Here is a 22,304-nt window from a genome sequence, read left to right as displayed (position 1 = left end):
ATATTTTTGCGCCATGATCATTTTAAATGAAACGATAATTATTGACCAGGATGTACATGCCGATTGGCTAAACTGGTTAAAAACCGTGCATATACCTGCGGTAATGGCAACCGGCCACTTTAATGGATACCGTATTTTAAATGTTTTAAACTCGCCTAACGAGGGGTTTACCTATTGCGTACAATATGATACCGATATGGAGCAGTATAATGTGTATCAACAAGCTGCCGCCAACCATTTCAAGAATATCCACCTTAAAAAATTTGAAAACAAATTGGTGCTGTTTGAAAGCATTATGCAAGTTGTAAACTAAATATATGAAAGTAACAAAAACCCCTATTGAGGGCTTGCTTATTATTGAACCGAGGGTATTTCCGGACGACCGCGGTTATTTTTATGAAAGCTATAACCAACAAAAATATATCGAAGCCGGTATAAACGTCAACTTTGTTCAGGACAATCAATCAAGCTCATCCAAAGGCACCTTACGGGGGTTGCATGCCCAGGCGCCACCTTACGGGCAGGATAAACTGGTGAGGGTAATTAAAGGCAGTGTAATTGATGTAGCTGTGGATATCCGTAAAGGCTCCCCTACTTACGGGCAATATTTAAAAATTAAACTGAGCGCCCAAAACAACCTGCAATTATGGATTCCGCAAGGATTTTTGCATGGTTTTTTCGCACTTGAAGATGACAGCATCTTTGCATACAAAATCACTAATTTTTATGATAAGGCATCTGAGATCGGTGTTAAAATTACCGACCCGGAACTGGGAATCGATTGGGGATTTCCGATAAGCGATATCACCCTATCGCCCAAAGACGAAGCGCTTCCTGATTTTAAATCATTTGTGAGCCCGTTTTAATTAGAGAGCAGATCCGGCCCGCCGGGGAAAAATAGGGTAACATTTTGAAGCTTATAGATTACCAGGTGCAGGTAGCTAAAGTGCGCAGAGAAAGTTGGAACTGGAATAGCGGGCACCCGGCGTATTTTACATACCATATTCGCTCGCAGAGGTCCCCACGCCGTGCTTCGACAGGCTTATAATGACGTCCATGTAAGTTATTGACTATCAGGCTGCTTTTTGAACGATCATACCGAGTTTAGCTGCATCTTTTTGCAGACGTGCTATTTTTCTTGCCTTTTGCTGTTCTATGTCTGGCTGTATCCGGGTGGCATCAAATGCTTGTTTATTAAGTACCATGTGATAAAAAATCACTGCCAGCTTGCGGGCGATAGCTTTGATCGCTTTTTTGCTCCCTTTTGTCGATGCTAATCTTCTGTACTGCTGCCCCATCGGACCTTTGCTTTGCCATAAACAATGCGCCGCCAACCGGAATGCTTGTGTTGCAGGATTATTGTTGTTACGTCTTTCATACCCTATTATTTTGCCTCCCGATATTTTGGGCCTCGGTGATAGATTTAACCAACTCACAAAATGTTCTGCCGTAGGCCATTTTTTCATATTCGTTCCCGTTACTGCAAGAATAGTTAAAAGCCCTATTTCATCCAGACCCTCTACCTCGGTAAGGTCTACTCCCAAAATTCCCAATAAATAATCTTTCAGATTAAAGCTGTACTGGTTCTTTCTTACCTTTTTTGTTTTCTGTTGGATAACTGTTGGCGCTTCGCCCTTACAAGCAAGAAGCTCCTTTAGGGTATGTTCAATATGACTTTCATAAACCTGCATTTGCTCCTTAAAAAAATCATAGCTTTTAAGCGTGATGGATAGAATATGAATATAATGTTGCTTATATTCTCCCTGTAGCGAGCTAAGCAGATCCTCCGGGCTGGCCTTTAATTTTGTTACATCAATGCGAGCCAGCAAGGTTTGCCCATCGCATATTCCTGAACTGATCGCCCGTAAAAGCTTCATACCTGCTACTCCCTCCACATCGCTGATTAAATGCTGAAACTTAATATTCATCAACGTCAGTGTTTTCTGCATTCGGTTAAGGCTATCGCTCTTATAGTTTTGGTATATTTCTCTTTCATGAAGATATTGCCTTAACTCCCGGTAAAGTTCAGGCGCTATGTGAGAATTGCGTATCAGGCCATGGGCCAGCAACTGATGCAGCCACTGTGCATCGTTGATATCCGTTTTCTGAGCCGATACATTCCGGTAATGACTTGGATTGACAAGGAACATCTCCATGCCATGCTTTTCCAAAATGTTGTAAAGTGATTCCCAATAAGGACCGGTTGCCTCCATGACTACCTTTTCAATGCCTTCTTTTTGCAGCAATTCCGCTAACTCATACAAACTGCTTGTAAAGCTGTCAAATTCACGCAAATTGATCATCCCTTCACGGTCGGTATAAGATACTACCATCAGCATGCTGCCGATATCTATGCCTGCTGAATGAGGATTTAACAATTCAAACCGTTCCATTTTTTTTGCGGTCTGCCCAGCGGTGGCACGCTTCTTTTTTTGCTATTTTTGCTCATGTTCTTATAATTATAAAAACTAGGCAAGCTCGGTCACTCTAAAGAATATTTAAGCTTAAAAGCATGGTAAACTCTTCCGGTCAGAATAGTTCCCGATAATGTTTTTTTCAAAGAGTGACAGTCCCAAACTCAACAGCGGGCTCTTAACGGCGCCAAAGCGTGAACGGGTTATGTAGCTTGCCTTGTTTTTTTGCAAAATGCAACTTTTTCAGCATAACTATCTTTATTGAAAAAACGTCATCCCTGTTTTTTCCGGAGCGACGCCCGGTGGGATACTCAGCATGACACCCTTAATTTGTGCGCGAAACTGAGTATCCGATCTGGCCAACCGGAAAAAAAGAGGGATGACGTTTGAAAGCTTACAGATTACCAGGTGCAGATAGCAAAAGTGCGCAGAGAAAGCTGGAAGTGGAACAGCGGGCACCCGGCATATTTTATTCACGGCATTCGCTCGCAGAGGCCACCACACCGTGCTTCGACAGGCTCAGCATGACACCCTTTATTTGTGCGCGAAAACTGAGTATCCGATCCGACCAGCCGGAAAAAACAGGGATGACGTTTGAAACTTATGGATTGTAAGGCGCAGGAAGAAAAGTGCGCAGAGGCCCGACTGCACGCCGGGCCGGGTTTGGCCTCGCGGGTGGAAGGATCGGGCAGTCTTGACTTTTTGGTCCCTTTTTGTCAAGAAAAAAGAACAAAGCCCTTCCCGCGGCGACTGAGCGGGCCGATGTTGTATATTAGGAATACTGTATATTAGAGCAAAATAAGCGATTGACAATCAGCGCACCCGATATACTGCATACTTATTGCGCGCAAAAGATCCCTCCCTCCGGTCGGGATGACATGATGGAGAGAGAAAGATTGATAATCAACAACTTACGAAGACATCATTATAAGAATGAAAATGGCTTGATCCCCACTTTGGGCACCTAACAAACAAAAAGAGGCTATTCAATAATGAAGTGAACCCCAAAAGTTAGACAAAAACTTTTGGGGTTTATTATTTATGTCAAAGCACACATTTGAAGAGAAACTTGATGTAGTTTCTCAAGTAAGAAAGGGAAAGCCGATTCTACGGATATCCCGCGAACGCCATATCCGTGAAGGCATGATATTGGAATGGGTTCGGAAATATGATCTTTATGGCGAAAGTGGGCTGCTCAAACAACCTAACGTCAAGCCCACGCCTGATTTCAAAGAAGAAGTTGTAAGGCTTGTCATAGAAAAAAAAGTACCTTTAAATCAGGTTGTTCTGGAATATAGATTAAGCAAGACTGCTTTAGAGCGCTGGGTAAGATCAGTACGGGTTGAGGGATATGCAGTACTATACCAGCAAAAGAATCCTGGACGACCACCTAAATGCATGGGAAGATCAAAGAAGCTTGAACCTGAAACAGAAGTAGAGAAGCTCCAGGCGGAAAATAGCCGTTTGCGGGCGGAGAACGCACTATTAAAAAAAGTCACGGCCTTAGTCAAGGAAAAAGAAGCCCGCGAACGCATGAGTGGGCAAAAGCCATCGAAGAACTAAGGCCCGAACATGATGTTTCAATTCTATTGGATTGCAAACAGATGGCTCGTTCTGTATTTTATTATCATCGCAAGCGCCTAAATGATGATAAATACAAGCATGAAAAAGAAGAGATCGCAAGTATATACCACTTGCATAAAGGCAGATATGGTTATCGGCGGGTCACCGCCGAAATGAAGAACCGGGGTTATAGCATAAATCACAAGACTGTCCAAAAATTGATGGGAACATTAGGCCTAAAATGCAATATCAGGAAAGTAAGTTATCGCTCATACAAAGGTGAGGTTGGTAAAATTGCCCCTAATGTACTTGAAAGGGATTTTGAGGCAAATCTGCCTAATCAGAAATGGGCTACGGATGTCACTCAGATGAACATTAAAGGGGAGAAGATCTATTTATCTCCTATAATTGACATGTTCAACGGGGAAGTCATTTCTTATAGTATTTCAAAATCTCCAAATATGCAGATGATAGATGAAATGTTATATGAGGCTTTTGATAAAGTGAAAGATATAAGGGGACTTATTTTTCACTCTGACCAAGGGTGGCAATATCAACATTATGGATATAGAAAGGCTTTGGAAAAACATGGAATTATTCAAAGCATGTCCAGAAAGGGAAACTGCTTGGATAATGCCTTGGCCGAAAGCTTCTTTGGGATCTTAAAGACAGAATTACTGTACAAACAGAGCTTTGAAACTGCGGAAGAATTTATAACTTCGTTAAAAGAATACATTCATTACTATAACAATGAAAGAATAAAAAACAGGTTAAATGGAAAGAGCCCGGTGGAATACCGAGCTCTCGTACAAAAAACTTAATTTTGTAAACTGTCCAACTTTTTGGGGTCACACCATAATGAACAGCCTCTTTTTTATTTTATTTAGAGATCAGGTTATACAACTCATCCAACCTTGGCGAGAGTACGATTTCTATCCTTCTGTTTTTAGCCCGAGCCTCGGGAGTGCCTGCCGGGTCAATCGGTTGGAACTGTCCCTTACCTGTAGCTGTTAAACGTACCGGATCAACCTTTTCCGTCTCGGTTAAATACCTGGTTACCGATGTGGCACGTAATACGCTTAAATCCCAGTTGTCTTTAATCTGCCCCAGGTTAATTACCTTTTTATCGTCGGTATGCCCTTCAACGGCTATATAGATGTCGGGTTCCTTATTTAACACAGCGGCCAATTGCTTTAAAGCCGATTTTCCTTTTTCGTCAATCACAATACTTCCGGAAGGAAAAAGCAATTTATCTGCCAACGACACATATACTTTTCCATTGCGGATATCAACCGTTAAGCCACTTTGCTGAAAGCCCAGCAAGGCCTTTTGTAATTTTTCTTTTAAGGCGTTGGTTGCCTCATCGCGCTTGCGCAAAATATCTTCTACCTCTTTCAAGCGGGCTTCCCGTTTTTGCAGATCTGTTGAAAGCTGGCTTACCTTTGATGAAGATGCCGTATACCTGCTATTGAGGCCGTTATACTTCTCATCGAGCGCGTTATAACGATCGTTCAATGAACTGAGGTTTGATTTCAGGTCGGCAATTTCGCGGTGCATACGTGCGCTATCCAACTTTAAAACCGAAAGTAAACCCTCTAAGTTAATGGCACGGTTGGTTAACGAATCCTGGGTAGCTAATAAGCCTTTATACTTCTTGGTAGACATTACCTGGCACGAGTGCATCGTTACACCTATTACCAATAAACACAGCAAATATTTCAATTTCATTTATAAGGGTTTGGGTTACACGTGCTCTAAAAGCTCTAAGTTAAGTAATAGCATTATTTAAAAAAACAGTAAGCGGGTAAATGTTAGCCAGTACGGCAGCAACGCGTTTGGGCGAATCATCTTTCAATAATTCCGCGTCGGTGAAACTGTGCATGGCAGCAAAACTTTTCAGTTTGATAAGGTCGATGTTATCGCCTGTCGGATCATATCCCCGGGGTACGCTTTTCAATTGCTCCTGGTTCCTAAACTCGCCGAAGAGCTTCTTAAAGCCGGGCTCATCGATAATCTTTTTCAGATCATCAGCATTATAATCAATTTCCTGGCGTATGGCTTTTAAATGCTCGGCTTGTGGCATCCAGTAACCACCGCCCGCAAACGAAGCTCCGGGTTGGATATGTACATAATAGCCTATCTCCTCGGATTTCACCCCCGAAGGCAATTTGCTGATGCCAAAGTTGTTTTTGTAGGGTGTTTTATCCAGGCTGAAACGAATATCCCGGTAAATACGCATTACGCATTTTTTGGGCTCAATATCGCTTGAAAGGGATGGGTCGGCGTTTTTTAATTCCTTAATCAATTCGCTGGTAAAAGCGATGACATTTTCTTTAGCAGCCTCAAAACGCTGCTTATTGTCCTGAAACCATTCCCTGTTATTATTCTGAGCAAGGTCCTTTAAAAAATCAAGAGTGGCTGACTGGATCATCTGTATCTAAATGTGGCTGATAATGTACTTTTGGAGATAACCAATAAAGCAGGAACACACGCGAGTACCGAAAGTTTATAGGCGACAGTAAAAAACATCCGCCTAATATAACAGATATATAAAGCCACGGCGATGTTGTATTGTGGGTTAGCATATAGGTAGCCGTCCAAAAAAAGCCAGCTTCGGCAACATTCAAGCTATAGCTCACATACATGGCCGCATAAAAGTATCCGGGTTCAATTTCAAAACGCATGCCGCAATGCGGACAGTACTCGTTGATCCGGTTTGGCCGTAAACTTAATAAGCTCCCGACAAACATATCGCCACGACGGCAACGCGGACATTTAGCATGGAGCATTGCCCAGGATTTGGGTGTTTGGGACATAGTTTAATCAGATAAAATAAAAAGTGCCCTTACCCTATTTTGTAAAGGATATTAATTAAGATGTAACTTCTCGCCACGCATTTTAATGCTCACGTTTTTACGGCGATATTTCTTATACCAAAGAAAACCAACAGCTGCAATAGCCAGATAAGGCGCTGCAAGCAGATACATAATGCCGTTGTTTAAGCCATTGGCTTGTGTACCTCCGTTTTTTGCATTGGTTTCTACATTGGTGCTGCAAACCGCACACTGCGCCATTACCGGGCTAATGGCACAAACAGATGTGCTGAGTATGATTAGAATTACTATGACTTTAAAGTATTTCATTGCTCAAATTTACCAAATAAAAATTAAAAACTGTAATATGGCGAAATCATCAAATACACAATTACACCTGTTACCGTAACATATAACCAGATAGGGAACGTCCATCGTACCAGTTTCCGGTGCTTTTCAACCTGCATCTGCAATCCACGGTAAAAACTCAATAATATCAACGGCAACACCCCTGCGGCCAGTATAATGTGGGTAATTAATATCACATAGTAAACATACCTCATGCTACCAGCGGCGGATACTTCTGTAGTTGATAATACCTTGTTACCGTCAAGATCGCCATACTTGGTTTCAGGAGCCAAATAATGGAAAAGGATGTACGATACCAGGAACAGCGACGACAGCACGAAGGTTAAAATATTAATGCGCTTGTGCATGGGGATATTGCCCTGCTTGATAAAGTAGAGCGACAAAAGCAGCAATACACTGCAAGTTCCGTTCAGTATGGCATTCAGCTTTGGTAAAAAATAAGTAAACGATGGTAATACGCTGGGTACGGGCAGTACCTTCATGCTTAAAACAACTACAACCAAAAACACAAATACCGATATGCCGGCAACGAAGCGAAAAATGAACTTATCTGTCATCATTATCAAAAGAATAATTTACTCAGCCCCCTTAATTTTACGAAGCTCTTCAGCAATCTGAACCTTGATTTCATCGTTCAGTTTAGTAATTTCCTTGCTATCGGTGCCTTCATAGTAGCCACGGATGCGCCCAACCGGATCAATCAATATCAACTTATCACTATAAATAAAATCATCCTTACCCGCCTTTAAAGCGTTTACCAAAAAGCTTTTACGGGCCAGGTTATATACCGTTGAAGTATCACCGGTTAAAAAACGCCATTTATCCGTTTTCAGTTCAAACTGTTTAGCATATTTCTTCAACACCGAAGCAGAATCCCTTTCAGGGTCAACCGTAATAGATACAAAGCTCAGCATTTTATTTTTGATGTAATTATGAGCAAGCAGGTCTACATTACTGTTAAGCTGCACACATACCGTAGGGCAATGCGTATAAAAAAAACTAACGATCAATATTTTACCTTCGAAAGTTTTTAAAGATACCTTTTGGCCATCCTGGTCGGTAAGGTTAAAGTCAGCTATATGATGGTAAATCGTATCCGGAATGGCCTTACCGTGGTATTTGTGGAAGGTATTAGCTACAACCTTCGGTCCATAGATAGCTAAAGGTTTGTACCTGTTTTTACCTTTGGCAGTAAGCAAATAATATAAAAATCCCGGTACTGCTAAGATGAGTACCAGGATTACAATTTTTTTGATGTTACCCATTAAAGGGAGCATTACAAGCCCAACAGATAGGCCCAGTGATGGCTTTCGTTTGTTAACACCAGTATCAAGCCTATGATAAAGATGATAGGAATGATGAGCGAGTAGATTAAGCCTAATCTCTCAAACTTAAGGTGCATAAAATAGGCTACGATATAAAAAGCTTTGGCCAACGTCAATACAATATATACTGGGTTAGCTGAATGATAGCTCATGTGATGCTGCGGTACCATATACAAAGCGATAAAAAATTCTACGCAAGTAATACCAAGTAATATTAAGAAGATTCGAACAATTGAACCACGGGTCATTGTTTCGGCATGAGCTTCGCCTTCGGCGTGAATATTTGATGGTTCTGATGACATAATAAAATCAGATTAGATAATTAAACTAAATAAAAGAATGTAAATACGAATACCCAAACCAGGTCTACAAAGTGCCAGTATAAACCAACCTTCTCCACCATTAAATAGCTGCCTCTTTTTTCGTAGGTGCCAGCCAAAACATTGATGAGGATAATGATATTGATAACAACTCCGGTAAACACGTGGAAACCGTGGAACCCAGTGATGGTAAAAAACAAGTTGGCAAATTGTTGCCCGTAAGTACCGTAGCTGGCTACTGTTCCGCCTTCCTCAAAAAACTCTTTCAGTTTTTCCATCGGAGGAACGCTGCCCCACCAAAAGCCTTCGCTATGTAAGTGGCTCCACTCTAATGCCTGGCAACCTAAGAACATAAAACCACCTATCACAGTTGCAACCATCCACCAGGCTACTTCTTTTTTGGCGTTACGGTGACCGGCCTCAACAGCTAATACCATAGTTACCGAGCTTAAGATCAGGATGAATGTCATGATGCCCACAAATACTAAAGGGGCGCCGCTTTCAATGGATGTTCCGGGAACAGACTGGAAAATCTTATCGGCTGCCGGCCAACTTGTAGAACTAAAACGTAGCGCTCCATAAGCGATCAATAGTGACGAAAAGGTGAACGCATCTGATAACAGGAAAAACCACATCATCAGTTTTCCGTACTCTACCGAGAAAGGTGACCTTCCACCCGCCCAGGGAGTTGTTTTAACTTCGTCAATTTGTGAAACTGCTGTACTCATTGCAATTAAAGTGTAAATTTTAGTATTGGTTCAAAAGTAAAAAAACATACAGATAAATCCATATAATATCGATAAAATGCCAAAAAATAGAAGCGAATTCCATTCTGAACAAATTTTTAACCTGCCCAATGTTTTTGTAGCTACCTGCGATAGCGTAAAACAATAAGCCAAGTCCGGCTACGATGTGCAACAGGTGCATACCCGTAAACACATAGATAAACGATTGCGATGCATTTGGATTTACAAAATGAACGCCCATGTTTACTAAAACACCCCAGGCGTAAATTTGGATAACAAAAAAGGCTATTCCCAGTAAAGCGGTAAGCCATAAAAATAACCGTTGCTGTGCAAACTCCAAACGCTTGGCTGCGCGCGCGGCCAGGTACAAAGTAACGCTGCTGATGATAATTACAAGCGTACTGTATTTAAACGCCTGTGGAAGAATAATTTTAATACCATGCGCGGTGCTGCCGCCGCTATAAACTATAAAGCCGCTTGTTAACGCCGCAAAAAACATAAATGAGGTAAAAACAAACAACCACATGTTAAATTTCCTGGGTGCCAGGTCAAGCTTATCTTTATCTTGCTGTAATTGAGCCATCATCCTATTAATTCTTTCCTATAAAATTGAACAATAAAACCATTTGTACTATGGGCAGGTAAAAAAACGAGCCGTACATCAACTGCTTTGCCGATTTAATTTCAAGGGTACGCACCAGACTAAAAGCCTGGTATAAAAATATTAAACTCATTACCGCCGAAACGCCACCCACTACATAACCACCAAACCCCATGAATGTTGGCAGTAAACTTACCGGCAACAAAATGAGCGTAAATATTAAAGCAAAAACAGCGCTTGTGCGGTTGCGGCTGCCGGTAGGCAATAACCTGAAACCTGCTAATTTATAATCATCATCCAGCACCCAGGCAATTGCCCAAAAATGCGGAAACTGCCAAACAAACTGAATGCCGAATAATACCAGGGCGATCTCGTCTATCTGTGGATGGGCGGCAACGTAGCCGATAAGCGTTGGAAACGCACCGGGTATAGCACCAACAAAAACGGCGATGGGGGATTTACGCTTTAGCGGTGTATAAGCAAACGCATACAACATAATGGAAAAAACAGATAAATAACCCGTTGTTAAATTCAGTTTGCCTAACAGGTAGGTACCGAATATACCCATGAACAAGCCAATAACCAACGCCTGCCCGGTTGTCATTTTCCCGGAAGGAATAGGGCGGTCCATGGTACGCTTCATCAGTTTATCCAGGTCCTTTTCTATAATCTCATTAAAAATATTAGCCGCGCCGGTCACCAAAAAACCACCTGCAATCAGCATTCCCCAGTTACTCCAATCAATTATGCCATTTACCTTACTTCCAATCAGAAAAGAAATGGACGCAGAAAATACCACCAGGAATGTTAGCCTGAATTTGATCAGCTTTGAAAAATCGCTCCACTTCATCCGTTACTTCCCCAAACTTTAGCACTCCTGTATAAATTAAGCATCAGGTAAAATTGTGCGCCAAAAACTAAACTTGCCAGCACAATATGTACCGCCTGCGCCGCCGGCGGCAAACTACCGTACGATAACACAATACCTGATACAATTTGCAGCATAATCATTAAAAAACTAAAACTCATTATCTGTTGCTGGATCGAATGCCTGTTAAATGTTTTACGTATCAACGCATATAAAACCACATTCACAAATAAAACAACCAACGCCAGATCCCGATGATTCGCAAAAACCATCCCCGCATCAGTTACCCAACTATCTCTCGACTGGCCTTGCAGCCTACCCGATATCGCATCGATCCGCTCCCTCACCTCCGTTCCGAAAGTGATCTGTATAATACTTAATACCAAAACAGCAATCATAATCAACCTGATTAGCGGCGTAGCAGCAACCTGGTTACTGTAATTATTAAGCCTTGCTGCGTGATAGGTATAAATACTCAAAGCCAAAATAGCCAAAGCCAACAGCATGTGTAAGGTTACTATCCAGGCAACCAGGTTAGTTGATACCACAATGCTACCCAGCCATCCCTGAAAGCCCACCAGTATCAAGTTAAAAATACTGGCTACAACTATCCTCTTCTTATCCTTTATATAAGCAAATGAATAAACGGCAGTTAGCAGCAATAAAATCCCGGATACAACCCCTACCAACCGGTTAATATACTCCGTCCATGTTTTGGCCGCGTTAAAATCCTCAGGCAGTAATATGGATTTATCGTTACGGATCCGGTTTGCTAAGTCGGTATAACCAAATATATCAAGCGTGTGGGCAAAACGTTTATTTTTCTCCAGCCGTTTGGTAACGTATTTTTCCTTGTAGTTCTTCGGTATCTGTGTGATGCTTGTTGGTGGCACATATTGGTCAAAACATTTAGGCCAATCCGGGCATCCCATCCCAGAACCAGTGCTACGTACTACTCCGCCCGCCAGTATCAAAACAAAAAGCACCATTACAGTTGCTGCATTTATCGTTTGAAACCTTTTTTTTTCGGGAGATACCTTCATTTAAAATATTGTTCTAAAAAGTTGGGGTATCTGTTTAGGAAAATTCCTGCTACAGATACCCCAAAAAATCAGACAGATTAAAATCTTATTTTACTTCTTCTCTGGGCGTGTTTGCTTTTTGCCATTGTGCATGAGCTTCCAAACCAGCTTCATTATCCTCAAAGTCATGTGGTAAATTTGAACTCATGGTTTGAGAGAAAGGTACAGTTTGAGGGATAAAATCCTCGTCATGACCAGGTTTGCTGTAATCATATGGCCAACGGTAAACGGTTGGAATCTCACCAGGCCAGTTACCATGGATGTGCTCAACAGGGGTAGTCCACTCTAAAGTGTTAGACTCCCAAGGATTTTGAGTTGCTTTTTTACCGAAGAATATAGAATAGAAAAAGTTGAACAAAAATGCTAACTGCGCTACAGCCGACATTATTGCCGCCCAGGTGATAAAGGTATTTACCGATAACCACTGTTTCATCGATTCAAACTCAGTGAAAGCGTAGTAACGACGCGGAACACCGTCCAGACCCATAAAGTGCATCGGGAAGAACACCAGGTAAGCACCGGCAAAAGTTAACCAGAAGTGCAGATAACCTAATTTTTCGTCCATCATACGACCGAACATTTTTGGAAACCAATGGTAAACACCAGCCAACATACCAAATATAGCAGCCGAACCCATTACAAGGTGAAAGTGAGCTACTACAAAGTAAGTATCGTGCAGGTTAATATCCAAAGCAGCATTACCCAAAAATATACCAGTTAAACCGCCGGAGATAAAGAAGGAAACCAAGCCGATGGCGAAAAGCATCGCTGGTGTAAAGCGAAGGTTACCGCGCCAAAGCGTAGCCAAATAGTTAAACGTTTTTACTGCCGATGGCACAGCGATAATCAACGTAGTGATCATAAACACGCCGCCCAGAAATGGATTCATCCCTGTTACAAACATGTGGTGACCCCATACAATGAAAGACAATACAGTAATACCTATCAGCGAGTAAACCATCGCATGGTAACCGAAGATTGGCTTACGGGAGTTAGTGGCAATAATCTCTGAAGAGATACCCAATGCAGGCATAATTACGATGTATACTTCAGGGTGGCCCAGGAACCAGAACAAATGCTGGAACAAGATAGGGCTACCACCTTCGTAAGGCATCACATGACCCGCTACAACAATATCTGACAAGTAAAAACTTGTACCGAAGCTACGGTCAAAGATCAATAATACCACGCCGGCAACTAACACAGGGAATGCTAATACACCTAAGATAGCGGTAAGGAAGAAAGCCCAGATTGTTAAAGGCATTTTCCAAAGGTCCATCCCTTTGGTACGCATGTTCAATACCGTACTTACATAGTTGATACCACCCATCAATGATGACGCAACAAACATCACCATACTGATTAACCACAAGGTCATACCCTCGCCGGAGCCGGGCATCGCTTTAGGTAAAGCAGATAAAGGAGGATAAATTGTCCATCCACCGCTGGCAGGTCCTTTTTGAACCATAAATGAACTTAACATCACAACGCTGGCTAAAAAGAACAACCAGTAAGAAAGCATGTTCATAAACGGAGATGCCATATCGCGGGCACCCAGTTGCAAAGGAATTAATAAGTTACTAAACGTTCCGCTCAAACCGGCTGTCAACACGAAGAATACCATGATGGTACCATGAATGGTTACCAGCGACAAGTAAAAATCGGGACTAATTTTTCCTTCAGGTGCAAAACGACCCAACAAAGTTTCCAACAAGGGGAACGATTTATCAGGATAAGCTAACTGAATACGGAACAGGATAGAAAGAATCATCGCGATAACCGCCATGGTAATACCTGTGATCAGGAATTGCTTGGCGATCATTTTATGATCCTGGCTAAAAATATATTTTGTTATAAACGTATCTTGGTGATGATGTTCGTGATCGTGATCTTGATGACCAACCTCATGACCGTGAACTGCTAATGTTGACATAATCGCTAATCTTTGTAAAATTAATTATTTAATGCTAATCTGTTTGGAGCCGCTTGCTTTGTCTGACCGTTGTCGGCCATCTTCAATTCCTTCTTCAACTGGTCATTTAGATAAGGCTTTTGCTTAGATAACCATTGGTTGTATTCAGCATCGGTAACAACGCGTACTACCTTTTGCATATTGTAATGGCCACCACCACAAATTTTATTGCAGTATAGCAGGTATTCAAATTTAGGGTTATCAACTTTGCTACGCATATCAGCAGTAGTAATTGTTGGGGTAAACTTAAAAAAAGTTGGCAATCCCGGAACAGCGTTCAACTGAAGGCGGAAGTGAGGCATGTAAACACTGTGAATTACATCCTGAGCCAGGATATTTAACCGGATTGATTTGTTAACCGGTATTACTAAAGTATCAGCGGCTAAATCATCAAAGCTATGTTTGTCCTGGTAATTTATACCTAACTTATTGGTGCCTGTAACTAATCTGTAGTTTTTTGCTCCTAACTTACCATCTTTACCAGGATACCTTAATTCCCAGGCAAACTGATGCCCGGTAACATCAATATCGATAGAGGCTGGCGAGCCTTTGGCGTCAACACTATTGGTGATCTCTTTCCAGGTGAAAAACCCGGTGATCACCAAGATGGTTAACACAATAGCCGGAACAACGGTCCAAATTTTCTCGATGGTGTTATTGTGAGGATAAAAATAAGCTTTACGTTTTCCGGTAGCGCGGTATCTGAACGAAAATCCAAATAAGAGGATCTGCGTAATTACAAATACGGTTACTGTGATTCCGAAAGTAACGTAGAACATGGTGTCTGTTTTAACACCGTGAATGGATGCTGCTTCGGGCAGCAACATAGCGCCTTGCACAGTAAACGACCAATAAGCGCCATATAATCCTACAATCAGGAATATAATGAACATGACACCCAAAATATTATTCCAGTTCATGGATTTTTTACCCTGGATCTGCTGCGTTAAATCGTACACACGAAGTATTTTACCAACTATGCCGATAATCACAGCTAATAATAAAACTAATAGCACGTAATAACCAACGCCTATCCACATCGCGCTTTTAGCCGCGTCATCTGTACTTAACGTGGTGGCTGTTTGCGCGGTATCCTGCGCCATCACCATGTTGGTTGTAAAAAGCAGCATAGCAGCAAACGCCGATGATAAAGTTTTAAAATTTATTAATTTTTTGAATGCCATTATATATTCTTTTTTGGTATTCTGATCAGGTGAATACAAAAGTAAACTAATTATTAAATGTGATGATGTAAGCTTTCCTGTAAAAACGGGTGATTTTTTGGTACCAGGTATTTAAACCTGCTTAACGAGGCTAACATCCCGAATACAAACAAACCACCAAATCCTATAGCTGTACCAATTTCAATTATTCCAAAATCACGGCCTTCACCACCTACTGTTCCCGGCATAATCATCATGTAATAATCCAACCAGTGGCCCAATAACAGTACGATACAAACGTATTTTAACCGGCTGGTTAAGCGCTTAGCATCGCGAGACATCAGCAGCAATACCGGCGTTCCAAAATTAATGATAATATTCAACCAAAACCATGGCTTAAATTCAGGTTCCCATCTTTTGTAAAAATATACAGCTTCTTCAGGTAGGTTGGCGTAGTAAATCAACAGGAACTGTGCGAACCATACATAAGTCCAGAATATCGAGAAACCGAAAATCAACTGACCTAAGTTATGTAAGTGATCTTGTGTGATCCAGCTAAAGTAGCCCGCCTGCCTTAACAAAATCAATACTAAAGTGATAGTAGCCAAACCGCTAACCCACATGGCAGCAAAGTTATACCAACCGAACATCGTAGAGAACCAGTGCGCCTCTAAAGACATGATTGTATCGAAAGCAAAAATAGGGCTGGTAAAACCAAGAATAACCAAAAAGATACAAGCCATTTTAAAGCTCTTCTCGTAGTTAGACATGCCGCCTATTTCATCTTCATTCTTGGAGTATTTAACAAGCAGGTAGCCAAATATGCTGTAGATGCCTAAAAAGCCTATTAAGCGGCCTAAAAAGAAAGGTATGTTTAAGAAAGAGTGTTTACCGGCTATAATAGCATCGTAAGTTTCGCTGCCCTTAACCTCAACACCTTTAATTGCCCACAATTTATATAAATAAGGCGCTACAACTTCTTTACCTTCTTCGTTTATAACTTTATGAGTCAGGCTTAAACCAGCTATGACAATCAGAACCAGTACTACCGCAGCGTAGGGTAATGTTTTAGCAAATGCCTGGGGGATGCGGATTAATGACGCTGACCACCCAGCCTGTGCCACATATTGCACAGCACAGAAAAATAAACCAGCCAAGCATACACAGGTAAAATAGTAACCCATCAGCAACAGGTTATCAAAGGTTCGTTCGGTATGGGTGTATAATCCAAATGCAACGCATATGATACCAATAACAATCGCAATTAAGCTGAAGGTTTTGGCCTTGCCCGCGAAAACGAACCCCTGGTCAAAATTATTATGAGTTTCCATCAATATAAATAATCTTATAAAGTTTGTAAATGGTGAATATACATCACTACTTTCCAGCGCTCATCAGGGTTAAGCTGTGATGCGTATGAACCCATCGCGTTTACGCCATAAGTGATAGTGTGGTATATTTTACCGTCGGTTAGATCTTTCATTGCTCCACCACGTGAAGATTGTCCTTTTGAATAAGAAGGAGGGTTTGGATAACCGTGTTGTGTCACCAGGCCATCACCCTGCCCCGTCTCTCCATGGCATGGTGAGCAATAGTGCATAAACAATACTTGCCCTTCAGCAAAGTTCTGTTTGGTTTGCGCCATTGGGCTTTTTACTTCCAAGCTTGCTTTTTCGTAGCCATCTTTGGTGTTGGGGTAATCAAACCTCACGAACCCTACAGGTATGGTACCTGCCGGCGGCACCTGGGCTGTTTTACCATCCTTAAAATTTGGATTTTTCTGATCCGGATCGTATGCAATATGTTCATACATATTAGGGGCATACTCCCATCCCGTGCTTCTTTTATCATGACCACATGAAGTGATCATCACAGAAGCAGCAATAGTTATAACTGTTGCACCTAATATTCTAAATTTATTCATAGCTAACATATTTTCTGTCGTTATGCTTAACTTCTACAGCACCTGCTTCTTTTAATATATTCGTAATATCCTCGTGAGGAACATTTCCCCTGGCATCAATAGCGATCACAAACCTGTCATCGGTAGCTCTCAGGTCCATTACCCTTGGTGCGCGACCCGGGAAAAGGTGTGTAGCATAAAAAAATGTTAACACCATACCAAATGCGGTGAACAATACAGTCCACTCAAAGGTGATCGGAACAAAATCCGGGATGGCGAAGTTGGGCTTACCTCCGATGTTATGCGGCCAATCCCAAACCAGCATGTAATAAAGCATGCTGAATGCTACCGTACCACCTGTACAGCCGAATATAAAGGCGGCGTAGCCTAAACGTGATTCTTTGATGCCCAATTTTGCTTCAATGCCGTGTATAGGCATTGGCGAATATACATCATAAATAGGAATGCTATTTTGTTGTAGTTTATGGATCCCGTCCAACATTTCGTCGGGATCTTCAAATAGGCCTAATATAAATTTTGTACTACTCATGTTTATATTTTTTCGTAATCTGCCAGTTCAACACTATCAAATTTCTCCAGTGCTTCTTTATAGAAGGCTGCTTGTTCAGGCTCAACATGTCCGCCAGCTAATACTTTCTTCTTGGCCTGCTCGCTTGAGCCTTTCAATAACAATTTCACCTCGGCCATAGCTACAGACGGTAACACACGGATGAACAGCAGGAACAAGGTAAAGAATACACCAATTGAACCGATAAAGATACTTACCTCAACCCAGGTTGGATAGAACATGGCCCAGCTTGAAGGAATATAATCGCGGTGCAGTGAGGTAACGATAATTACGAAACGCTCAAACCACATACCGATGTTCACGATGATGGAAAGGAACCAGGAGAAAGGAATGCTTAAACGCAATTTTCTGAACCAGAAAAGCTGAGGAGAGATTACGTTACACGACATCATGCTCCAGTATGCCCACCAGTATGGTCCGGTAGCACGGTTGATGAAAGCATATTGCTCATATTCAACACCAGAATACCAGGCTATAAAGAACTCAGTAATGTATGCCACACCTACAATTGAACCTGTTAAGATGATGATCTTATTCATTGATTCAATGTGGAACATGGTAATGTAATTTTCCAGACCTAATACTTTACGTGCTACAAGTAACAGCGTTTGCACCATGGCAAACCCGGAAAAGATAGCCCCCGCAACGAAGTAAGGAGGGAAAATGGTGGTATGCCATCCGGGCTCGAGCGATGTTGCAAAGTCCATAGATACAATGGTGTGTACCGAAAGTACCAGCGGGGTTGAGATACCTGCCAATATTAATGAAACAGTCTCAAAACGTTGCCAGGTTTTTACCGAACCTGTCCAGCCGAAAGACAGCACAGAGTAAATACGGCGGCGTAAACCAACGGCGCGGTCACGAATGGTAGCAATATCCGGCAATAAACCAGTGTACCAAAATACTAATGACACCGAAAAATAAGTTGATATCGCAAATACGTCCCAGATTAGCGGAGAGTTAAAGTTAACCCATAATGAGCCATATTGATTTGGTAAAGGTAAAGAGTAAACAGCCATCCAGGGGCGGCCCATGTGAGCCACAATGTATGTGGCCGCGCAGATTACCGCGAAGATCGTCATCGCCTCGGCCGACCGATTAATGGAGTTACGCCAGTTTTGGCGGAACAGTAACAATACGGCGGAGATCAGCGTTCCGGCGTGACCGATACCTACCCACCATACGAAACCCGTAATATCCCATGCCCATCCTACTGTTTTATTCAAACCCCAGGCTCCAATTCCAAACCAAAAAGTATAACTAACTGCAACCACCCAAAGTAAAGCGCCTAAAGAGGCTACGGTAAACCCGATCCACCATGCTTTGGTTGGTTTATTTTCAACAGGGAGTAACACGTCGTTAGTAATCTGGGCATAGGTGATATTCTTGCCTGTGATTAACGGTTCCCTTATTATCGACTCGCCATGAGATGCCATATTTTTATCTCTGTTATTTTGATGTATAAATTAAGCCTCTTGTTCTATTGTATTTCTAACCTTAACCTGGTAACCTATACCCGGTTGTACGTTTAATTCTTCTAATACGTAGTATGTTCTTTCACTTTTCAGTGCTTTTGCAACTTCAGATTCCGGATCATTTACGTTACCAAAAACGATAGCGTTTGTTGGGCAGGTTTGCTGACAGGCAACCTTAACGTCGCCATCTTTCAACGGGCGTTTTTCGATTTTTGCCTTTAACTTACCAGCTTGGATACGCTGAATACACATCGAGCATTTTTCCATCACCCCACGGAAACGGGTTACCACATCCGGGTTTAATACTAATTGTGTATGCTCGTTATTCAGGTAGTTATCAAAACGTGAATCGTTCCAGTAGTTAAACCAGTTGAAACGACGAACTTTATAAGGGCAGTTGTTAGCGCAGTAACGTGTACCGATGCAACGGTTATAAGCCATGTGGTTTAAACCTTCCGATGAGTGTACGGTAGCTAATACCGGGCAAACTGTTTCGCAAGGAGCATGATCACAGTGTTGGCATAACATCGGTTGGTACACCACGGATACGTTATCAAGGTTATCCATATGACTCTTGTCATCCTTCAACACATTGATCTCTTTTTCCTTGGTAACCGCACCATCAGCTTCGTTAAAACTGTAGTACCTGTCAATCCGGATCCAGTGCATTTCGCGACGACGGCGAACCTCGTCTTTACCAACAACCGGAACGTTATTTTCGGCGTTACAAGCAACTACGCAAGCTCCGCAACCTGTACAAGCGTTCAGGTCGATAGCCATTACCCAGTTGTATTGAGGGCGCTCATACTCATCCCACAAGGTATAAACCTTGTGTTCTTTAACACTACGGTTACCTGCTGCAGCGTCCTTTTTATATTTTTCGAAGGTGGTCTCCTGAATTACGCTACGACCTTCGTATGAGTGGTGTGTTTGTGTTTGAGCCAGGATAGATTTTTCACCTGTTTTTTCAAACGTAGCAACTGCCGATGTTTGAAAAGTTCCGTTACGGAAACTTTGGAAAGGGAAAGCATTTTGGCCTGCGGCATTACCTACCGGGCCTGCCAACGTGCGGCCATAACCAACAGCTACCGAAATAGTGCCTTGTGCTTGTCCTGGTTGAAATAACACGGGTAATTCAATGGTATAACCGTCAACGGTTACTTTAATCACCTGATTTTCTTCTATACCCAGCTTCTCGGCAAACTTAGGCGAAATGGCCGCAAAGTTTTCCCAGGTAACCTTCGAAACCGGATCTGGCAACTCTTGTAACCAGGGGTTGTTCGCTTTTTTACCATCACGTATTACCGAACTTTGATAAACCTGCAATTCAACTTGCGAATCGCCTTTTGCTGCCAACTGGCTGCTGTGGTTCAATATGGTTTGAGCTACTGCATTCAGATCTTTAGAGAAACTGTAAGTACCTGCTGGTTTTTCGGCTACCTTAACGAAACCTGTTTGTAATAAAGACTCCCATCCTGATTGACCTGAAAGACCACCTTTAGCTAATAAAGTTGTACTCCAGTTGTTACGCACGTAGCTGTAATAATCCTTAATAGCGTTATCGCTCCAAAGTAATAAGCTTTCTTCGGCCTGGCGTGTATTGTAAACCGGGTTAATTGTAGGCTGTACAATAGTATAGTAACCTTCAAGTACATTATCATCACCCCATGATTCCAGGTAATGATGATTTGGTGCTATTACATTACATAATGAAGATGTTTCGTCACCTATTACTGTAGATGATTCGCCATTTTTACCATGATCTGCGAAAGACACTCTCAATCTCACTTTAGCTAAAGCTGCACTGAATTCTTTTGCTTTAAAATAATCATACGCAGGGTTGGCATCCAGGAAGAAAACAGCGTCAACCTGACCGGCTTTCATATCGTTGATCAACTCAACCAGTTCAGAATCGTTACCGGCGTATTTGTTTGAAACATTATCCAGATCAATAGTACTACCGTAGCTACCCAATAAAGAGTTAATAGCGTTTACAAGTACTTGTGTGGCCACATCGTTTGAACCGGCAACAACCAAGGCCTTACCTTTAGCAGCCTGTAATTCTTTAGCTACTAAAAGGATTGATTTTTCGGCATTAGGATTAGCAGTCAGTTTTTGGCTTCCTGGTAATGTAGTACCTGCTATGGCATTGTATAAATTGATAATTGCAATACCTTCTTCTGATGGCTTAAGCGGTACGCGCACATCGGCGTTAGTACCTGTAAGGCTCATTCCGGTTTCAAACTGGATATGCCTTGACATTTTTTTATTAGCCAACGATTTTCCGTTCCGGTTAGAAACGTATTGGTTCATAAACTCAGCCTGTGATATCCATGAGCCTAAAAAGTCGGCGCCAAAGCTTACAATAACATCAGCCTTATCAAAACGGTAATGAGGTAAAACGGCTTTACCAAAGCTGTTTTGATTAGCCTGGATAATACCGGTATATGATACTGCATCGTAATTGATATGTTTGGTATTAGGGTATTGTTTGATAAAATCGTTTATAACAGCCAGTGTTGAAGGGCTGTGTACGGTTGAGGTTACCAAACGTATTTTTTTACCTCCTGCCTTAATAGCGGCAAGCTCAGATTTTACAAAGCTATCTATATCGCTCCATGATGACTCGCTGCCATCTTTCATCGGATTTTGCAGACGATTAACATCATACAATTCCAATACAGAAGCTTGGGCCTGGGCGTTCAAACCACCTTTAGATAATAAGTCGGCTGGGTTACCTTCAATTTTAATCGGGCGGCCTTCGCGTGTTTTTACCAAAATAGCATGACCATCATAACTTGAGGTGTAGTAATTAGCTATACCAGGAGTTACTTCTTCGGGCTTAATTAAGTAGGGGATAGATTTATGAACAGGAACTTTTTGACAGGCCGCTAATGAAACCGCACCAACGCCAAACCCTACCGCTTTTAAGAAACTACGACGAGGGGTTTTATTCATTAAACCGGTTCCGCTCAATATATCTTCAAATGGTATAGGCTCCGCAAACTCGTTTTTGTTTAATTCAACAAACTCCGGGCTATTGTTCAGCTCTTCTAAACCTTTCCAGTATTTCTTATTGCTTTCCATTTAAGCTATTAACT

Annotated in this window: 24 protein-coding genes; 5 read left to right on the top strand and 19 right to left on the bottom strand. The window is 41.9% G+C overall.

The genetic code is table 11. The features are described 5' to 3' along the window. Window positions 1-13: 13 nt before the first annotated feature. A complete protein-coding gene (locus MUCPA_RS19485; RefSeq protein WP_008508779.1) occupies window positions 14-313 on the top strand; it encodes a DUF4286 family protein in 300 nt (99 codons plus the stop codon). 4 nt (window positions 314-317) lie between these two features. Further along, window positions 318-866 (top strand): dTDP-4-dehydrorhamnose 3,5-epimerase, encoded by a 549-nt coding sequence (rfbC, locus tag MUCPA_RS19480; RefSeq protein WP_008508778.1) that lies wholly within the window; start codon window positions 318-320, stop codon window positions 864-866. Between the two features lie 207 nt (window positions 867-1,073). Here rfbC and MUCPA_RS19475 read toward each other — a convergent pair whose 3' ends face one another. Then, window positions 1,074-2,393 (bottom strand): IS110 family RNA-guided transposase, encoded by a 1,320-nt coding sequence (locus tag MUCPA_RS19475; protein WP_008508775.1) that lies wholly within the window; start codon window positions 2,391-2,393, stop codon window positions 1,074-1,076. A gap of 407 nt (window positions 2,394-2,800) precedes the next feature. Between MUCPA_RS19475 and MUCPA_RS38680 the strand changes: the two genes are divergently transcribed. The 3 genes from MUCPA_RS38680 to MUCPA_RS19465 all read left to right on the top strand — a co-directional run bounded on the left by MUCPA_RS38680 (window position 2,801) and on the right by MUCPA_RS19465 (window position 4,798). Then, complete coding sequence (locus MUCPA_RS38680) at window positions 2,801-3,028, top strand: hypothetical protein (protein ID WP_217220272.1); 228 nt, start codon at window positions 2,801-2,803, stop codon at window positions 3,026-3,028. Window positions 3,029-3,455: 427 nt separating this feature from the next. Beyond that, window positions 3,456-3,977 carry a helix-turn-helix domain-containing protein gene (locus tag MUCPA_RS19470; protein WP_008503751.1) on the top strand — a complete coding sequence of 174 codons (522 nt, stop codon included), beginning with the start codon at window positions 3,456-3,458 and terminating at the stop codon, window positions 3,975-3,977. Next, window positions 3,899-4,798 carry an IS3 family transposase gene (locus MUCPA_RS19465; protein WP_157544057.1) on the top strand — a complete coding sequence of 300 codons (900 nt, stop codon included), beginning with the start codon at window positions 3,899-3,901 and terminating at the stop codon, window positions 4,796-4,798. The genes MUCPA_RS19470 and MUCPA_RS19465 overlap by 79 nt, the downstream gene beginning before the upstream one ends. Before the next feature lie 58 nt (window positions 4,799-4,856). Here the strand turns inward: MUCPA_RS19465 and MUCPA_RS19460 are convergent, their stop codons facing one another. The 18 genes from MUCPA_RS19460 to MUCPA_RS19375 form a co-directional block, all read right to left on the bottom strand. Then, the gene (locus MUCPA_RS19460) at window positions 4,857-5,705 is read right to left on the bottom strand and encodes an OmpA family protein (RefSeq protein ID WP_040626156.1); all 849 of its coding nucleotides are present in this window, start codon (window positions 5,703-5,705) and stop codon (window positions 4,857-4,859) included. Window positions 5,706-5,745: 40 nt separating this feature from the next. Further along, window positions 5,746-6,408 carry a DUF2461 domain-containing protein gene (locus tag MUCPA_RS19455; protein ID WP_008508770.1) on the bottom strand — a complete coding sequence of 221 codons (663 nt, stop codon included), beginning with the start codon at window positions 6,406-6,408 and terminating at the stop codon, window positions 5,746-5,748. Next, on the bottom strand, window positions 6,386-6,793 hold the full coding sequence (locus tag MUCPA_RS19450; RefSeq protein ID WP_008508768.1) for a hypothetical protein: 408 nt from the start codon (window positions 6,791-6,793) through the stop codon (window positions 6,386-6,388). The genes MUCPA_RS19455 and MUCPA_RS19450 overlap by 23 nt, the downstream gene beginning before the upstream one ends. 51 nt (window positions 6,794-6,844) lie before the next feature. Beyond that, on the bottom strand, window positions 6,845-7,120 hold the full coding sequence (locus tag MUCPA_RS19445) for a hypothetical protein (RefSeq protein ID WP_008508766.1): 276 nt from the start codon (window positions 7,118-7,120) through the stop codon (window positions 6,845-6,847). 23 nt (window positions 7,121-7,143) lie between these two features. Continuing rightward, entirely contained in the window at window positions 7,144-7,716 is a 573-nt protein-coding gene (locus MUCPA_RS19440) for a DUF420 domain-containing protein (protein WP_040626154.1), read from the bottom strand. A gap of 18 nt (window positions 7,717-7,734) precedes the next feature. Beyond that, a complete protein-coding gene (locus tag MUCPA_RS19435) occupies window positions 7,735-8,424 on the bottom strand; it encodes an SCO family protein (protein ID WP_008508762.1) in 690 nt (229 codons plus the stop codon). An 11-nt stretch (window positions 8,425-8,435) separates the two neighbouring features. Then, complete coding sequence (locus MUCPA_RS19430; RefSeq protein WP_008508760.1) at window positions 8,436-8,786, bottom strand: cytochrome C oxidase subunit IV family protein; 351 nt, start codon at window positions 8,784-8,786, stop codon at window positions 8,436-8,438. A gap of 20 nt (window positions 8,787-8,806) precedes the next feature. Then, window positions 8,807-9,532: a cytochrome c oxidase subunit 3 gene (locus MUCPA_RS19425; RefSeq protein ID WP_008508759.1), complete on the bottom strand. Its 726-nt coding sequence runs from the start codon at window positions 9,530-9,532 to the stop codon at window positions 8,807-8,809. Between the two features lie 19 nt (window positions 9,533-9,551). Next, window positions 9,552-10,136 carry a cytochrome c oxidase subunit 3 gene (locus tag MUCPA_RS19420; RefSeq protein WP_157543948.1) on the bottom strand — a complete coding sequence of 195 codons (585 nt, stop codon included), beginning with the start codon at window positions 10,134-10,136 and terminating at the stop codon, window positions 9,552-9,554. A 4-nt stretch (window positions 10,137-10,140) separates the two neighbouring features. After that, a complete protein-coding gene (gene cyoE / locus MUCPA_RS19415; protein ID WP_008508754.1) occupies window positions 10,141-11,001 on the bottom strand; it encodes a heme o synthase in 861 nt (286 codons plus the stop codon). Then, entirely contained in the window at window positions 10,998-12,062 is a 1,065-nt protein-coding gene (locus tag MUCPA_RS19410; RefSeq protein ID WP_008508753.1) for a COX15/CtaA family protein, read from the bottom strand. Before MUCPA_RS19410 ends, cyoE begins: the two co-directional genes overlap by 4 nt. A gap of 85 nt (window positions 12,063-12,147) precedes the next feature. Then, complete coding sequence (locus MUCPA_RS19405) at window positions 12,148-14,034, bottom strand: cytochrome c oxidase subunit I (RefSeq protein WP_008508751.1); 1,887 nt, start codon at window positions 14,032-14,034, stop codon at window positions 12,148-12,150. Window positions 14,035-14,054: 20 nt separating this feature from the next. After that, the gene (locus MUCPA_RS19400) at window positions 14,055-15,257 is read right to left on the bottom strand and encodes a cytochrome c oxidase subunit II (RefSeq protein ID WP_040626153.1); all 1,203 of its coding nucleotides are present in this window, start codon (window positions 15,255-15,257) and stop codon (window positions 14,055-14,057) included. 53 nt (window positions 15,258-15,310) lie between these two features. Beyond that, on the bottom strand, window positions 15,311-16,567 hold the full coding sequence (locus MUCPA_RS19395; protein WP_008508748.1) for a hypothetical protein: 1,257 nt from the start codon (window positions 16,565-16,567) through the stop codon (window positions 15,311-15,313). Between the two features lie 14 nt (window positions 16,568-16,581). Beyond that, window positions 16,582-17,169, bottom strand: a complete 588-nt coding sequence (locus MUCPA_RS19390; RefSeq protein WP_008508747.1) for a c-type cytochrome — start codon at window positions 17,167-17,169, stop codon at window positions 16,582-16,584. Beyond that, entirely contained in the window at window positions 17,153-17,689 is a 537-nt protein-coding gene (locus MUCPA_RS19385; protein WP_008508746.1) for a DUF3341 domain-containing protein, read from the bottom strand. Before MUCPA_RS19385 ends, MUCPA_RS19390 begins: the two co-directional genes overlap by 17 nt. A 2-nt stretch (window positions 17,690-17,691) precedes the next feature. After that, complete coding sequence (nrfD, locus tag MUCPA_RS19380; RefSeq protein WP_008508745.1) at window positions 17,692-19,164, bottom strand: NrfD/PsrC family molybdoenzyme membrane anchor subunit; 1,473 nt, start codon at window positions 19,162-19,164, stop codon at window positions 17,692-17,694. Between the two features lie 30 nt (window positions 19,165-19,194). Beyond that, on the bottom strand, window positions 19,195-22,290 hold the full coding sequence (locus MUCPA_RS19375; protein WP_008508743.1) for a TAT-variant-translocated molybdopterin oxidoreductase: 3,096 nt from the start codon (window positions 22,288-22,290) through the stop codon (window positions 19,195-19,197). Between the last annotated feature and the right edge of the window lie 14 nt (window positions 22,291-22,304).

The sequence above is a fragment of the Mucilaginibacter paludis DSM 18603 genome (assembly GCF_000166195.2).
Lineage (GTDB): Bacteria > Bacteroidota > Bacteroidia > Sphingobacteriales > Sphingobacteriaceae > Mucilaginibacter > Mucilaginibacter paludis.
The sequence above is the reverse complement of the archived record's forward strand: the minus strand, read 5'-3'. Positions and strand labels throughout refer to the sequence as shown.